Source organism: Pseudomonas sp. SIMBA_067 (assembly GCF_046534675.1).
Lineage (GTDB): Bacteria > Pseudomonadota > Gammaproteobacteria > Pseudomonadales > Pseudomonadaceae > Aquipseudomonas > Aquipseudomonas putida.
In genome coordinates, this window is the sequence record NZ_JAWRYH010000008.1 from 25,011 (window position 1) to 39,719 (window position 14,709).

Below are 14,709 nucleotides of genomic sequence, written 5' to 3' on the forward strand. Positions count from 1 at the left end.
GGAGCGGGCATGCCCGCGAAGAGGCCGGCTCAGCCATAGAGATCAGCAGGCCAGGCCCGTTCGCGGGCATGCCCGCTCCCACAGAGGCTTCGGCAAGTTTCGGGCACGCCTATGTCGCAATCAGACCAGCTTGTGTTCCATGGCGTACTTCACCAGCTCCGCCAGCGAGTTCACTTTCAGCTTTTGCATCAAACGCGCCTTGTGGGTGCTGATGGTTTTGCTCGACAGCGCCAGTTGCTGGGCGATGTCGTTGACGTTGGCCCCTTGGGCCAGGCGCTCGAACACCGAAAACTCCCGCTCCGACAGCAGCGTGTGCAATGGCCGGGACTCGGTCAGGCCCACTTCGAACACCATGCGGTCGGCCAGCGACGGGTCGATGTACCGGCCGCCGCTTGCCACCCGACGTATCGCGGTAAGTAGCAGCGCCGGGTCACTGTCCTTGGTGGCATAGCCCGCCGCCCCAGCCTTCAGCGCCCGCGCCGCCATCTGGGCCTCGTCGTGCATCGACAGCATCAGGATTGCCGGCGCATCGTGCAGGGCACGGATCCGCGGGATCGCCTCCAGGCCGTTCACCCCCGGCATCGAGATATCCAGCAGCACCACTTCGCACGGCGTGTGGCGCAGGGTGTCGAGCAACTGCTCACCATTCCCGGCCTCCCCCACCACCTGCATGTCCTTGGCCAGGCCAATCAACTGCTTGATGCCTTCACGGACAATGGTGTGGTCTTCGGCCACCAGTACTCGAATCACGATTGCTCTCCTACTCCAATGGAATGGCCACACTCAGGCTGGTGCCTTCGCCCGGTTCACTGTCCAGCGCCATGCTGCCCCCCAGCATCAGCACCCGCTCGCGTACACCCACCAGGCCAAATGAAGTGGGCCGGGTCTGCTCGCGGCAAAAGCCTTGGCCATCATCGCTGACCGTCATGCGCAATTGCCCTTCCTCACGCACCAGCTCGATCTCCACGCTGTGCGCCTGGGCGTGGCGCATGACGTTGGTGAGCGCCTCCTGCAAGATACGAAACAGGCCGGTGGCCTTGGCATCGCTCAATGCTGGCAGATTATCCGGCACTTGTACCAGGCAGGGGATCTGCGTGCGGGCTTCAAAGCGCCGTGCCTGCCATTCGATGGCCGAGGCAATGCCGGCATCGAGAATCGGCGGGCGCAAAGCAGTGGCGACATCACGCACCAGCTGGAACAGCTGGGCAATCAGGCGCTTCATGCTTGCCAGGCGCTCATGCAGGCCGGGGTCCAGATCGGCAAACGCCAGCTCGCACATCGACACCTCCAGCTTGAGCACGGTCAGCATCTGCCCCAGCTCATCATGCACTTCCCGGGCGATGCGCGCCTTTTCTTCCTCGCGCACGCTTTCCAGGTGGGCCGACAGCTCGCGCAGCTGCTCCTGGGATTTCGCCAACGCCAACTCGGCCCGCTTGCCCTGGGTGATGTCCCATACCACACCGTCCCACACCACCTGGCCGTTGGCCAGGCGCCGGGTGCTGGCCTTGATGTCGGCCCAGCGTTGTTCACCGTGGCGGGTCAGGATACGCCCCTGCCAGGACCAGTCCTGGTCGCTGGCCAAGGCCAGGTCCTGGACCCGGTGGTAATCGGCGCGGTCTTCGGGGTGAACCAGGTTGCGCAGGCCCATATGTGGGTGCTGGATCTCGACAGGCGCATAGCCCACCAACGCCTCGCTGCCCTCACTGATATAGGGGAATTCCAGCTCGCCTTCGGCCGGGTCACGCTCCAGGCGGAACACCAGCCCGGGCACGTTGCCGGCAATGCCCTTGAGCCTCGCCTCGCTCTCGCGCAGTGCCGCCAGGGCGCGGTGGCGCTCGGTGACATCGGCGAGGTAGACCACCAGGTATTCGGAATCTCGAAAACGCAGAAAACTCAGTGATAGCTCGACCGGCAGCAGGCTGTTGTCGGCCCGCCGGCACTGTGCCTCGAACTGGCCAACACCGCCCTCCCCCGTGCGTGCGCCTTTCCATAACTCCAGCCAGCGGTCCATGTTCAGGCTCGGCTCGAAGGTGCTCAACGGCCGCTCCAGCAGTTCGCCATCGCCATATCCCAGCATGCGCTCGGCGGCGTGATTGGCGTAGCGTACGTGGCTGTCCCAGTTGACCCAGAGAATACCCACCGTGCTCTGGTCGATGGCGAACTGGCTCAGGCGCAGGGCTTCTTCACGCACTTGTCGCTCCACCAGGCTTTCCCGCGTGGTCAGGAGGCTGCGCTCCAGCTGGCGCTGCTGGCGGCGTTGCCACACCAGGGTGGCCAAGGCACACAACAGCAACATACCGAACAGCAAGGCCAGGTTCTGCCAGAAGCCAGGCGACTCGCTCAGCCGTGGGTATTTGGGTTGCAGCCAGCGTTGGTGCAGTTGCTCCAGCTCCTTGGCCGGCAGCGCCTGCAGGCCGCGCTCGAGCACATCGGCCAGCAGCGGCCAGTCGCGCCGCGAGCCGATGCGCAACAACTGCGGCAGGCCGATATCGCCGACCACCGCCAGCTCACTGAACTCGCTTTCGCGTGACAAGCGGCTGAGCTGGGCTTCATCCAGCACCGCGAAACTGGCCTGGCCACCTACCACCAGTTGCAAGGCCTCACGTTCGTTGGGCACCCCCTGCAGGTTGAGGTTGCCGTAGTTGCCGCGCAGGTAATCGGCCAGCTGGCTGGGCATGCGCACGGCCACCCGCTGCTCGGCTTCAAGCTTTTCCAGCTCCACGGCCATGGCGCCGGTGCGCGGCCCCACCACCAGTTGCGGCACGCGCATGTACGGGTCGCTGAACAGCCACAGCCGCAGGCTGGCCGGCGTCTGGGTAAGGCCGGGGGCGAAGTCGATTTCGCCGCTCTGCAGGGCATGTTCCAGGCTGGCCTGGTCGCTGAAGTTGCGCCAGGTAAGGTCCAGGCGCAGCGCCTGCGCCAGGCTGTTCACCAGTTCTACGTTGGCCCCGTACAGTTGCTGCAGGCGCCGGTCGAATTGGGCGTAGGGCGCCTGCAGCACCAGGCCGACGCGCAAGCTGCGGTGCGCGTCCAGCCACTGCTGTTGCGCAGGCTCCAGCGTAACGGTGGGCACCACCTCGGGCCGGGCCAATGCAATCAAGGGCAGCCACAAGCAGCCGATAACCAACAGGCTACGCACTCGCTTCATCTACACGCTCGTCTTGGCAAAGGCGGCCATGCAGCATGGCCGTCACGGGCAAATACTATTAGGCTGCCGGTATCATTCTGGCCCTGGGTTGACTCATGTCCACACTTTATCGCACGACGCTGGCAATGTGCTGCCTGACCTCGATCCTTCCACTCGGCGCCTTGGCTGCCGATGCCGAAAAACCAACCACCACCACCGAAGCTCCGGCCGCCGAAGCCCCGCGCCCGCCCCTGCTGGAGCGCAGCCAGGAAGATGCCCAGGCGCTGGAACGGCTTGTGCCCAAGGCCGAGCAGCAGACCTTGCAGGCCGGTGCCGACAGCTTCCTGGCCCTTTGGAAACCCGCCAATGACAACGACCCGCAAGGGGCAGTCATCATTATTCCCGGTGCTGGCGAGACCGCCGACTGGCCAAATGCGGTCGGCCCACTGCGGCAGAAATTCCCTGATGTCGGTTGGCACACTCTGAGCGTCAGCCTGCCCGACCTGCTCGCCGACAGCCCGCAGGCAAGGGTCGAGGCCGCACCGCCCGCCGAGCCTGAGCAAGACAAAGGCGAAAGCGCACCGGCCAAGGACGTACCGGCCGACGCCAACGCCAACGTGGCCCAGGCCACGGCGGCCGATGCCGACACCGCAGAAAGCACTGACGCTGAACAGGCCAGCGAGCAGGCCGACCCGGCAGATGCCGAGCGTATCTTCGCCCGCCTGGATGCCGCCGTAGCGTACGCACAGCAACACAACGCCCGCAGCATCGTGCTGATCGGCCATGGTAGCGGTGCGTATTGGGCGGCACGCTACCTGAGCGAGAAGCAGCCACCCCAGGTACAAAAACTGGTGATGGTCGCCGCGCAGACACCGGCGCGGGTTGAACATGACCTGCAAAGCCTGGCGCCCACCTTGAAGGTGCCGACTGCCGATATCTACTACGTCACCCGTAGCAGCGACCGCAACGCGGCCGCGCAGCGCCTGCAGGCCAGCAAGCGGCAGAAGGACAGCCAGTACCGGCAGTTGTCGTTGATTGCCATGCCAGGGAACAAGGCGGCGGAACAAGAGCAGTTGTTCCGCCGGGTACGGGGATGGATGAGCCCTCAGGGTTGAGCTGAAATCGATGGGCCGCACAGCGGCCCCATTTTCACAGGCCCCGGCGCTTACGGATCATGGCATAGGCCTGATGCAACTCACGGGTACGCTCAGTCGCCTCACGCACCTGCGCCTCGCTGGCACCGGTACCTGCCAGCTTGTCCGGGTGATGCCGGCTGACCAGCCGGCGATACGCCTGCTTGACCTTGTCGGTCTCGGTGTCAGCCTCAACCGCCAGCAAGCGCAACGCCGCGGCATAGGTCATGGCCACCCCTTCCGTTCCGGCTGCCTTGCGCGGCTCGTACTCCAGCGACATCGCCTGCACCTGGCGCCGGCTCAGGCCTAGCTTCTGTCCCCAGTCCAGCAGCAGCTCACGTTCCTTGTTGCCCATCTTGCCGTCGGCCCAGACCATGCGCCAACAGGCGCGCAGGGTGCCTTCCGCCGCATGAGGCTGCTGGCGAATGCGGCGCAAATGGCTGCCCAGCCGGTCCTTGCCCGCCTTGCCGCGGTTGAACGCGGCTATCGCGCGCAGCCGGGCCGCTTCGGCCAGGTCCAGGCGCAGCATTTCCTGGCGCGCCTGGCGGATATGCTGCTCAGCCACCCGCCCATCGCACTTGGCCAGGCGCCCGAGCATCACGAACAGCAACTCGTCGTCACGCAAGGCCGAGCGACCGCCCAGGCGTTCGCGCATGTCTTCCCAGCCCTGCAAGCGCAGGCGGCGGTCCAGGGCCTGCCCAAGCAACCCGCCGAGCAAGGCCCCCGGGATGCTGGCTACAGCAAAACCTGCACTCACACCAATCAGCGTGCCTGGCCACCACATGTCAGGCGCGCTCGCCAATCAAACGCTCAGCCTCGGCCAGGCGCTCAGGCGTGCCAACATCTACCCAGTGCCCACGGTAGTGTTCGCCAGTGACCTTGCCATCCGCCATGGCCTGACGCAGCAGTGGCGCCAGCTTGAAGGCGCCGGGCTGGCAACCGTCGAACAATGCCGGGTGCAGCACTGAAAGCCCACTGAAGGTGAGCGTGCCCGGTGCATCATCGCCATCGACGACCTGATCGCCTACCAGGCGGAAGTCACCACGGCCGTGATGGCCAGGGTTATCGACCAGTACCAGGTGAGCAAGACCTTGCAAGGGGCCCGGCAGGCATGTGAAGTCGTAATCGCTCCAGACATCGCCATTAACCAGCAGGAACGGCGCGTCGCCCAGCAATGGCAGGGCCTTGAAGATGCCACCACCGGTTTCCAGCGGCTCGCCCTCAGGTGAATAACGAATGCTCAGCCCGAAGCGGCTGCCATCGCCCAGGTGGTCTTCGATCTGCTGGCCGAGCCAGGCATGGTTGATCACCACCTCGGTAATACCCGCCGCCGCCAGGGCGTGCAGGTGGTACTCGATCAGCGGCTGGCCAGCGACCTGGATCAGTGGTTTGGGGGTATGCAGGGTCAATGGGCGCATGCGCTCGCCTTTGCCTGCTGCCAGGATCATTGCCTTCATGCACGCGCTCCGGCCTGCAACTCGGCGATCAGCTCACCCAGCTCCGCCAATTCGGGACGGCGGCCGATCACTTCTTCTATATAGGCGAAGAAACGCGGCACGTCGCCCAGATAGCGCGGTTTGCCGTCGCGGTGGCAGATGCGGGCGAAAATGCCGATCACCTTCAGGTGGCGCTGCACACCCATCAGGTCGCTGGCACGCTGGAATGCTTCGAAGTCGCCCTGCACCGGGATGCCGGCCGCCTTGGCCTGCTGCCAGTAGTTTCGCAGCCAGCCTTCGACCCGTGCCTGCGGCCAGCTGAGGAAGGCGTCCTTGAACAGGCAGGTGATGTCGTAGGTGACCGGGCCGTACACCGCGTCCTGGAAGTCCAGTACGCCGGGGTTGGGGGTACTTTGCATCAGGTTGCGCGGCATGTAGTCGCGGTGCACCAGCACCTTGGGCTGGGCCAGGGCGCTGTCGATCAGCAGTTGGCTGACGCGCTGCCAGGTGGCTTTCTGCGCTTTGCTCAGGGCCAGGCCAAGCTCACGCCCCACGTACCACTCGGGAAACAGCTCTACTTCACGGCGCAACAGGGCATCGTCGTAGCTGGGCAGCGGCGCATCCATTGGCAGGCGCTGGAAGGCCAGCAAGGCCTTGATGGCGTCGGCGAACAGGCCATCGGCGTTGTCGGCATCAATTACATCAAGGTATGTCTGGTGGCCCAGATCCCCCAGCAACAGGAAGCCGCGCTCCAGGTCCTGGGCATGGATCAGCGGCACATGCACACCAGCGCTGGCCAGCAAGTGGTCAATGGCGACGAACGGTCGGCAGTTTTCCTGCGGGGGTGGCGCGTCCATGATCACGAAGCTGCGCCCAGCGCCCTGCCAGCGGAAGTAGCGGCGGAAGCTGGCGTCGCTGCTGGCCGCGGTCAGGTTGCCTGCGGGCACTTCGCCCCAGGCGTTGTTCAGGAAAAGATCATTGAGCTGCTCATCGAGCCAGACCGTCAGTTGTTGCAGGCGTACATCGTGTTCAGGCATTACAAGGGTCTCCGACGGCCCTAGCCGTCAAGCGGGTCATGCTTTATTATCCAGCATCTTTTTCAGACCATCGAGAGGCGTGCGGCCCCACACGCGGGCAGATGGCACGCAGGAAGCCCGGACTAATAAGATGGCATTGAAATCCCCCGCGTTTCGTAGAAAGTTTCCGTTGCTGGTAACCGGCGGTCTGCTGGCCCTGCAACCTCTGGCCACCTCATACGTAGTGGCAGCCGAACAGTTCGACTGCCAAGTGTCCGCCTCCGGTGGTTGGGACTGCAAGCCCAAAGCGCCAGTCAACAACCTGCCGCCGCGCCCGGTGCACGAAGGTGCGGCCGTCAGCTCCGGCACAGAAGCCGCGAGCGAAGCCGAAACCGCGGACCGGCCGATGCTGGTCACCGAGGCCAAGGGCCGTGCCCTGAAGTCGCGCAGCGAAGACTACAGCCACCTGGACTGGGTGCCGCGTGACAAGCTGACTGCCGCGCAGCTGGCCGAAACCGGCCCGTATTGCGGTGGCGCGTATGTCGAGCCAACCCGCCCGGGCATGGCCGACACCACGCCGAAGGACGAGTCGCCGACCTACATCAACGCCAAGGTGTCCAAGTACCAGCAGGAGCAGCAAATCGCTACCCTCGCCGGTGACGTGGTGATGCGCCAGGGCAGCATGCAGGCCGAGGCCGACGAGGCCAACCTTTACCAGACCGAAAACCGTGGCGAGCTCAAGGGCAACGTCCGGATCCGTGACAACGGTTCGCTGGTGGTCGGTGACGAGGCACAGATTCAGCTCGACACCGGCGAAGCCCAGGTCGACAACGCCGAATACGTGATGCACAAGTCGCACATCCGCGGCAGTGCCCTGTATGCCAAGCGTGGTGAAAACGCCATCATCCGCCTCAAGGACGGTACGTACACCACCTGCGAACCGGGCAGCAACGCCTGGCAGCTGAAGGGCAATAACATCACCCTGAACCCGGCCACCGGTTTCGGTACTGCGACCAACGTTACGCTGCGGGTCAAGGATTTCCCGGTGTTCTATACACCGTACATCTACTTCCCGATCGACGACCGTCGCCAGTCCGGCTTCCTGCCGCCATCGTTCAGCACCAGCAGCGACACCGGTTTCATGCTGGTCACGCCGTACTACTTCAACCTGGCGCCCAACTACGACGCCACGTTGTACCCGCGTTACATGACCAAACGCGGCCTGCTGATGGAAGGCGAGTTCCGCTACCTGACCCCTTCCAGCGAAGGCCAGCTCGGTGGCGCGTACCTGAACGACAAGAACGACGACCGCAAAGACCAGACTGACTACAAAGAACAGCGCTGGATGGTCAACTGGCAGCACAAGGGAGGCCTGGACGAGCGCCTGATGGCCGAGGTGGACTACACCGACATCAGCGACCCGTTCTACTTCCAGGACCTGGAGTCCGACCAGATCGGTGTTGAAAGCCAGGACTTGCTCAATCAGCAGGGTGCGCTGACCTACCGCGGCGACAGCTACACCGCGCGGTTGAACGTGCATGCCTACGAGATGGCGACCATCTCGAAGATCACGCCATATGATCGCCTGCCGCAAATTACCTTCAACGGTAAGCTGCCGTATGAGCCGGGCGGGCTCAACCTTGCCTACGAAACCGAAGCTGTTCGCTTCGATCGCGATCTGAAAGATGACTTCGTCCTGGACAAAGACGGCAACCCTGACTTCTCTGCCGGTGCGGCAGGCCGTCGCCTGGACCAGAACGTCAGCGGCATCGCCCGCGCCAACGGCAACCGCTACAACGTTGCGCCGTCGATCAGCCTGCCGATGGAAGCCAGCTACGGCTACCTGACGCCCAAGCTGAAGTATGCGTACACCCATTATGACCTGGACCTGGACAGCCAGGGCAAAGCCCAGGCAATCGCCCAGTCGGCAAACCCGGCGTATGGCAGCTACAACAGCTCGCTGGACCGCGATGTACCTATTTTCAGCGTGGACAGCGGCCTCTACTTCGACCGTAACACCTCGTTGTTTGGCACCGACTACAAACAAACCCTCGAACCGCGCCTGTTCTACCTCTATGTCCCGTACAAGGACCAGAAGGACATCCCGCTGTTTGACTCGGGCGAGACCCTGTTCAGTTACGACTCGCTGTTCCGCGACAACCGCTTCAGCGGTACCGACCGTATCGGCGACGAGAACAAACTGTCGCTGGGCGTGACTACCCGCTGGATTGAAGAGAACGGCTTCGAACGCCAGAACTTCAGCATCGGCCAGGCGTATTACTTCAAGGATCGCAAGGTTCAGCTGCCAGGTATCGACTACCGCACGCGCGCTGACTCGCAGTCAGACGTGTCGCCGTACGCGTTGATGTACAACTACTTCTTCAACCGCGACTGGCGCTTCAATTCGGACTTCAACTGGGATCCGGACAGCCGCAGCACCCGTTCGGGCAGCGCGATGTTCCACTACCAGCCTGAAGACAACCCGAACAAGGTGGTCAACCTCGGTTATCGCTACCGCAACGACACCATTTCCTACGACTCAACGACCGGTACCTGGAAAGTGGGCGGTGGCGACTATAGTGTTCCGGGCAACCCGAACTACATCAAGGACTACTACAAGATCCAGCAGCATGACTTCTCGGTCATCTGGCCGATCGTTCCACAGTGGAACGTCATCGCTCGCTGGCAGCATGACTACAACCGCAATCGCACCCTGGAAGCCATGGGCGGTTTCGAGTACGACAACTGCTGCTGGAAGCTGCGCCTGATCAACCGTTACTGGATCGATTACGACGACTTCAGCCAGGCACTTCCGGCGAACGAAAAAGGCGACCACGGCATCTTCCTTCAGATCGTTCTGAAAGGGCTCGGTGGCGTAGTGGGCAACAAGGTCGAATCTTTCCTCGACCAAGGCATTCAAGGTTACCGTGAACGTGAAGACCAAGCTTATTGACCGTCTGCGCCCAGTGCTGCTGGGTGCCGTTTTGCTGAGTGGCGCGGTGCATGCCGCGGTACAGCCTCTTGATCGCGTGGTGGCCATCGTCGACAACGACGTGGTCATGCAAAGCCAGCTGGACCAGCGCGTCCGCGAGGTGCAGCAAACCATCGCCAAGCGCGGCGGCGGCGTGCCACCGACCGGTGCTCTGGAACAGCAGGTACTGGAACGCCTGATCGTCGAAAACCTGCAGCTGCAGATCGGCGAGCGCTCCGGCATCCGCATCACCGACGAAGAGCTGAACCAGGCCATCGGCACCATTGCCCAGCGCAATGGCATGTCGCTGGACCAGTTCCGCGCCGCCCTGGCCCATGACGGCCTGTCGTTCGACGACGCTCGCGAGCAGGTCAAGCGCGAGATGATCATCAGCCGCGTGCGTCAGCGTCGCGTGGCCGAACGCATCCAGGTGTCGGAGCAGGAAGTGAAGAACTTCCTCAACTCCGACATGGGCAAGATGCAGATGTCGGAAGAGTACCGCCTGGCCAACATCCTCATCCCGACCCCGGAAGCCGCCAGCTCGGATGATATCCAGAAGGCTGCGCGCAAGGTTGGTGACGTGTACCAGCAACTGCGCCAGGGTGCCGACTTCGGCCAGATGGCGATTGCCAACTCGGCCAGCGAAAACGCCCTGGAAGGCGGCGAGATGGGCTGGCGTAAAGCCGGCCAACTGCCACCAGACTTCGCCAAGATGCTCAGCAGCATGCCGGTCGGTGAAATCACCCAGCCTATTCGCATCCCCAACGGCTTCATCATCCTCAAGCTCGAGGAGAAGCGCGGTGGCAGCGAGAACGTGCTACGTGACGAAGTGCATGTACGCCACATCCTGATCAAGCCAAGTGAAATCCGCAGCGAAGCGGCCACCGAGCAACTGGCCGAGCGCCTGTACGATCGCATCAAGAACGGCGAAGACTTCGGCGAGCTGGCGAAGAGCTTCTCGGAAGACCCGGGTTCGGCGCTCAACGGCGGCGACCTCAACTGGGTAGACCCGAACAGCCTGGTACCGGAGTTCCGCGAACAGATGGCCAACGCCCAGCAAGGCGTAGTGACCAAGCCGTTCAAGACCCAGTACGGCTGGCACGTTCTGGAAGTGCTGGGCCGCCGCGCCACCGACAGCACCGAACAGGCACGTGAGCAACAGGCCCAGAGCGTCCTGCGCAATCGCAAGTACGACGAAGAGCTGCAAACCTGGCTGCGCCAGATTCGCGACGAAGCCTACGTTGAAATCAAGCTGCCTGGCGCCGACCAGGCCGCCCAGTGAAGCCCCAGCGCTTCGCCGTCACCCCTGGCGAGCCTGCCGGCATAGGTCCCGACCTGTGCCTGCTGCTCGCCGCAGACGCCCAGCCCCACCCCCTGATCGCCATCACCAGCCGTGACCTGCTCGCCGAGCGGGCCACGCAGCTGGGGCTGGCCGTCAGCCTGCTGCCAGTCGCCCAGGGCCAATGGCCCGACCGGCCGGCACCCGCGGGCAGCCTGTACGTATGGGATACCCCTCTTGCAGCCCCGGTAGTGCCAGGCCAGCTCGACAAAGCCAACGCGGCGTTCGTGCTGGAAACCCTGACCCGCGCCGGGCAAGGCTGCCTCGATGGCCATTTTGCCGGGATGATCACCGCCCCTGTGCACAAGGGCGTGATCAACGAAAGCGGTATCGCCTTCTCCGGGCATACCGAGTTCCTTGCCGAGCTGACCCACACCGCGCAAGTGGTAATGATGCTGGCCACCCGCGGCCTGCGTGTGGCCCTGGTGACCACGCACCTGCCGCTGCGTGATATTGCCGACGCCATCACTGCCGAGCGCGTCGAACGTGTAACCCGTATCCTGCATGCCGACATGCGCGACAAGTTCGGCATTGCCAACCCGCGCATACTGGTGTGTGGCCTCAACCCGCACGCGGGCGAGGGCGGCCACCTGGGCCGCGAAGAAATCGACATCATCGAGCCGACCTTGGCCCGCCTGCGCACCGAAGGCATGGACCTGCGCGGGCCGCTGCCGGCCGATACCCTGTTTACCCCCAAATATCTGGAGCACTGCGACGCAGTGCTGGCGATGTACCACGACCAAGGCCTGCCTGTACTCAAGTACAAAGGCTTCGGCGCTGCAGTCAACGTGACGCTGGGCCTGCCGATCATCCGCACGTCGGTCGATCACGGCACCGCCCTGGACCTCGCCGGCACCGGCAACGTCGACACCGGCAGCCTGCGCGTCGCGCTGGAAACCGCCTACCAGATGGCCGAGAACCGACCATGAACGAGCAATACCAACACCGGGCGCGCAAGCGCTTCGGCCAGAACTTCCTGCACGACGCCGGCATCATCGACCGCATCCTGCGTGCCATCAACGCCAAGGCCGGCGAACATCTGCTGGAAATCGGCCCGGGCCAGGGCGCCCTGACCGAAGGCCTGCTGGGCAGCGGCGCACAACTGGACGTGGTGGAGCTGGACAAGGACCTGGTGCCGATCCTGCAGCACAAGTTCGGTAACCGCAGCAACTTCCGGCTGCACCAGGGCGACGCCCTGAAGTTCGACTTCAACCAGCTGGGCGTGCCACCGCGCAGCCTCAAGGTGGTGGGCAACCTGCCCTACAACATCTCCACCCCGCTGATCTTCCACCTGCTCAGCCATGCCGGCCTGATCCGCGACATGCACTTCATGCTGCAAAAGGAAGTGGTCGAGCGCATGGCCGCCGGCCCTGGTGGTGGTGACTGGGGCCGTTTGTCGATCATGGTGCAGTACCACTGCCGCGTCGAACACCTGTTCAACGTAGGCCCTGGGGCCTTCAACCCGCCGCCGAAAGTGGACTCGGCCATCGTCCGCCTGGTACCGCACGAAGTGCTGCCATTCCCGGCCAAGGATCACCTGCTGCTGGAGCGCGTCGTTCGTGAAGCCTTCAACCAGCGTCGCAAGACACTGCGCAACACCCTGAAAGGCCTGCTCGACAGCGCAGCCATCGAGGCAGCCGGCGTGGATGGCAGCCTGCGCCCCGAACAGCTGGACCTGGCGGCCTTCGTGCGCCTGGCCGACCAGCTGGCTGATCAGCAACAAGCCTGATCCAGCCTGCACTGGCCTCTTCGCGGGCACGCCCGCTCCCACCGGTAAATCACCCCCTGCAAATGTGGTGAAAACCTGTGGGAGCGGGCATGCCGGCGAAGAGGCCAGCCCATACACCCCCCAAGTCCCCCACACCGCTGGCCCTCCCCCCTCCCAATGGCCTAGACTGCATTATTGCGTCAGCTCGCCCAAGGCCATTGCATGTCCGATCCTCGCTATCTGATCGACGTCAGCGTCGTGACCCGCTACCTCAAAGAACAATCCGACCCCGAAAACAGTCGTTTCGCCTTCGCCTACACCATCACCGTGCACAACAGCGGCTCGCTCAAGGCCAAGCTGCTGTCACGCCACTGGCTGATCACCAATGGTGACGGCGAGGTCGAGGAAGTGCGCGGCTCCGGCGTGGTCGGCCAACAACCCAACATCGATCCGGGCCAGAGCCACACCTATAGCAGCGGTGCGGTAATCACCACCCGTGTAGGCACCATGCAGGGCAGTTACCAGATGTTCGCCGAAGACGGTAAGCGCTTCGACGCCGAGATCGCCCCCTTCCGCCTCGCGGTGCCCGGGGCACTGCACTGATGGCAACCTACGCCGTCGGTGACGTGCAGGGCTGCCTGCAGCCCCTCAAGTGCCTGCTCGAACGTGTCAGCTTCAACCCGGCCGTCGACCGCCTGTGGCTGGTCGGTGACCTGGTAAACCGCGGCCCCGAATCACTGGAAACCCTGCGCTTCCTGTATTCGATCCGCCAGTCGCTGGTCTGCGTGCTGGGCAACCATGACCTGCACCTGCTGGCCGCCTGGCACAACGTCGAGCGCCTGAAAAAAAGCGACACGCTGCGCGAGATCATCCAAGCACCGGACGCCGACCTGCTGTTCCACTGGCTGCGCCAGCAAAAACTGCTGCATTACGACGAGGCACGCGGCATTGCCATGGCGCACGCGGGCATTCCGCCACAGTGGACGCTTGGCCAGGCCCTTGGTCTTGCGGCTGAGGTGGAAGAGGTACTGCGCGACGATGGCCGCCTGAAGCTGTATCTCGACGGTATGTACGGCAACGAGCCGAACAAGTGGAGCAAGCGCCTCACCGGCATCGAACGCCTGCGGGTCATTACCAACTACTTCACACGCATGCGCTTCTGCACCGCCGAGGGCAAGCTCGACCTCAAGAGCAAGGAAGGCCTGGGCACCGCGCCCAAGGGTTACAAGCCCTGGTTTGCACACAAGGACCGCCGCTCGCGGCATGTGAAGATCATCTTCGGCCATTGGGCCGCCCTCGAAGGCCGCGTCGACGAGCCGGGCGTCATCGCCCTGGACACCGGTTGCGTGTGGGGCGGCGCCATGACCCTGTACAACGTCGACAGCGGCGAATACCACCGCTGCGACTGCGCCGACGACGGCACCCTGCGCCAGCCGGCACAACCCACTACACTCAACGACCACACCTGAAGGAAGTAGTACCCATGAGCGAATTCAAGCGCATCCCTCCCGAGCAGGCCTTGGAGCTTCGCAAGCAAGAAGGTGCGGTCGTCGTCGACATTCGTGACTCGCAAGCCTTCGCCGCAGGCCACATTACCGGCGCCCGGCACCTGGATAACCATTCGGTTGCAGACTTCATCCGCAACGCCGACCTCGACGCCCCGACCCTGGTGGTCTGCTACCACGGCAACTCCAGCCAGAGCGCTGCCGCCTACCTGGTAGGCCAGGGCTTTTCCGACGTGTACAGCGTGGACGGTGGCTTTGAACTGTGGCGCGCTACCTACCCAGCCGAGACCGCCCAAGGCATCGCCGAATAAATATTTTCATTTTTACTGCAGCCCGCGCCACGTGCGGGCTTGCGGCTTATCTGACGAACGGTCGTTCGCAACTTCTCCGCCCCCCGCCCTTGAACTTACCGATAACCAACTATTCTTAAGCGCAGGCCATCCAGAAAAAGGGGAGAGCCGGTACACCGGCGTG

At 63.6% G+C, this 14,709-nt stretch carries 13 protein-coding genes; 8 read left to right on the forward strand and 5 right to left on the reverse strand.

Annotated elements, in window-relative coordinates; genetic code table 11:
- Positions 1-120 precede the first annotated feature (120 nt).
- Both SB765_RS18020 and SB765_RS18025 read right to left on the reverse strand, forming a co-directional pair.
- Complete coding sequence (locus tag SB765_RS18020; RefSeq protein ID WP_169725176.1) at positions 121-753, reverse strand: response regulator transcription factor; 633 nt, start codon at positions 751-753, stop codon at positions 121-123.
- A 7-nt stretch (positions 754-760) separates the two neighbouring features.
- Entirely contained in the window at positions 761-3,148 is a 2,388-nt protein-coding gene (locus SB765_RS18025; RefSeq protein ID WP_410931707.1) for a PAS domain S-box protein, read from the reverse strand.
- A 95-nt stretch (positions 3,149-3,243) separates the two neighbouring features.
- On the opposite strand from SB765_RS18025, the gene SB765_RS18030 reads away from it, so the two are divergent.
- Positions 3,244-4,242 carry an alpha/beta hydrolase family protein gene (locus tag SB765_RS18030; protein WP_410931708.1) on the forward strand — a complete coding sequence of 333 codons (999 nt, stop codon included), beginning with the start codon at positions 3,244-3,246 and terminating at the stop codon, positions 4,240-4,242.
- Positions 4,243-4,276: 34 nt separating this feature from the next.
- On the opposite strand, the gene SB765_RS18035 is transcribed toward SB765_RS18030, so the two are convergent.
- The 3 genes from SB765_RS18035 to SB765_RS18045 are packed head-to-tail and all read right to left on the reverse strand — an operon-like array spanning position 4,277 to position 6,733.
- Positions 4,277-5,044, reverse strand: a complete 768-nt coding sequence (locus SB765_RS18035) for a TerB family tellurite resistance protein (protein WP_341797400.1) — start codon at positions 5,042-5,044, stop codon at positions 4,277-4,279.
- A gap of 1 nt (position 5,045) precedes the next feature.
- Entirely contained in the window at positions 5,046-5,717 is a 672-nt protein-coding gene (gene murU, locus SB765_RS18040) for an N-acetylmuramate alpha-1-phosphate uridylyltransferase MurU (protein ID WP_410911169.1), read from the reverse strand.
- Positions 5,714-6,733 carry an aminoglycoside phosphotransferase family protein gene (locus SB765_RS18045; RefSeq protein ID WP_410931709.1) on the reverse strand — a complete coding sequence of 340 codons (1,020 nt, stop codon included), beginning with the start codon at positions 6,731-6,733 and terminating at the stop codon, positions 5,714-5,716. The genes murU and SB765_RS18045 overlap by 4 nt, the downstream gene beginning before the upstream one ends.
- A 130-nt stretch (positions 6,734-6,863) precedes the next feature.
- Here SB765_RS18045 and SB765_RS18050 point away from each other — a divergent pair, with 130 nt between their 5' ends.
- The 7 genes from SB765_RS18050 (at position 6,864) to glpE (ending at position 14,546) form a co-directional block, all read left to right on the forward strand.
- Complete coding sequence (locus SB765_RS18050) at positions 6,864-9,665, forward strand: LPS-assembly protein LptD (protein ID WP_341797397.1); 2,802 nt, start codon at positions 6,864-6,866, stop codon at positions 9,663-9,665.
- Positions 9,646-10,965 (forward strand): peptidylprolyl isomerase SurA, encoded by a 1,320-nt coding sequence (surA, locus tag SB765_RS18055; protein ID WP_341797396.1) that lies wholly within the window; start codon positions 9,646-9,648, stop codon positions 10,963-10,965. The genes SB765_RS18050 and surA overlap by 20 nt, the downstream gene beginning before the upstream one ends.
- Positions 10,962-11,951: a 4-hydroxythreonine-4-phosphate dehydrogenase PdxA gene (gene pdxA / locus SB765_RS18060; RefSeq protein ID WP_410911168.1), complete on the forward strand. Its 990-nt coding sequence runs from the start codon at positions 10,962-10,964 to the stop codon at positions 11,949-11,951. Before surA ends, pdxA begins: the two co-directional genes overlap by 4 nt.
- Positions 11,948-12,751, forward strand: a complete 804-nt coding sequence (rsmA, locus tag SB765_RS18065; RefSeq protein WP_016497706.1) for a 16S rRNA (adenine(1518)-N(6)/adenine(1519)-N(6))-dimethyltransferase RsmA — start codon at positions 11,948-11,950, stop codon at positions 12,749-12,751. Before pdxA ends, rsmA begins: the two co-directional genes overlap by 4 nt.
- A 201-nt stretch (positions 12,752-12,952) precedes the next feature.
- Positions 12,953-13,333 (forward strand): Co2+/Mg2+ efflux protein ApaG, encoded by a 381-nt coding sequence (gene apaG / locus SB765_RS18070; protein ID WP_016497705.1) that lies wholly within the window; start codon positions 12,953-12,955, stop codon positions 13,331-13,333.
- Positions 13,333-14,199 (forward strand): symmetrical bis(5'-nucleosyl)-tetraphosphatase, encoded by an 867-nt coding sequence (locus SB765_RS18075; RefSeq protein ID WP_341797394.1) that lies wholly within the window; start codon positions 13,333-13,335, stop codon positions 14,197-14,199. Before apaG ends, SB765_RS18075 begins: the two co-directional genes overlap by 1 nt.
- Positions 14,200-14,213: 14 nt before the next feature.
- Complete coding sequence (gene glpE, locus SB765_RS18080; protein WP_341797393.1) at positions 14,214-14,546, forward strand: thiosulfate sulfurtransferase GlpE; 333 nt, start codon at positions 14,214-14,216, stop codon at positions 14,544-14,546.
- Positions 14,547-14,709: the final 163 nt, after the last annotated feature.

What these genes read in the sequence shown, in the direction of transcription:
- SB765_RS18035 (WP_341797400.1), bottom strand. Translation starts at nt 5,044, where the DNA reads ATGTGGTGGCCAGGCACGCTGATTGGTGTGAGTGCAGGTTTTGCTGTA.
- apaG (WP_016497705.1), top strand. Translation starts at nt 12,953, where the DNA reads ATGTCCGATCCTCGCTATCTGATCGACGTCAGCGTCGTGACCCGCTAC.
- rsmA (WP_016497706.1), top strand. Translation starts at nt 11,948, where the DNA reads ATGAACGAGCAATACCAACACCGGGCGCGCAAGCGCTTCGGCCAGAAC.
- glpE (WP_341797393.1), top strand. Translation starts at nt 14,214, where the DNA reads ATGAGCGAATTCAAGCGCATCCCTCCCGAGCAGGCCTTGGAGCTTCGC.
- SB765_RS18045 (WP_410931709.1), bottom strand. Translation starts at nt 6,733, where the DNA reads ATGCCTGAACACGATGTACGCCTGCAACAACTGACGGTCTGGCTCGAT.
- SB765_RS18030 (WP_410931708.1), top strand. Translation starts at nt 3,244, where the DNA reads ATGTCCACACTTTATCGCACGACGCTGGCAATGTGCTGCCTGACCTCG.
- SB765_RS18075 (WP_341797394.1), top strand. Translation starts at nt 13,333, where the DNA reads ATGGCAACCTACGCCGTCGGTGACGTGCAGGGCTGCCTGCAGCCCCTC.
- SB765_RS18050 (WP_341797397.1), top strand. Translation starts at nt 6,864, where the DNA reads ATGGCATTGAAATCCCCCGCGTTTCGTAGAAAGTTTCCGTTGCTGGTA.
- murU (WP_410911169.1), bottom strand. Translation starts at nt 5,717, where the DNA reads ATGAAGGCAATGATCCTGGCAGCAGGCAAAGGCGAGCGCATGCGCCCA.
- SB765_RS18025 (WP_410931707.1), bottom strand. Translation starts at nt 3,148, where the DNA reads ATGAAGCGAGTGCGTAGCCTGTTGGTTATCGGCTGCTTGTGGCTGCCC.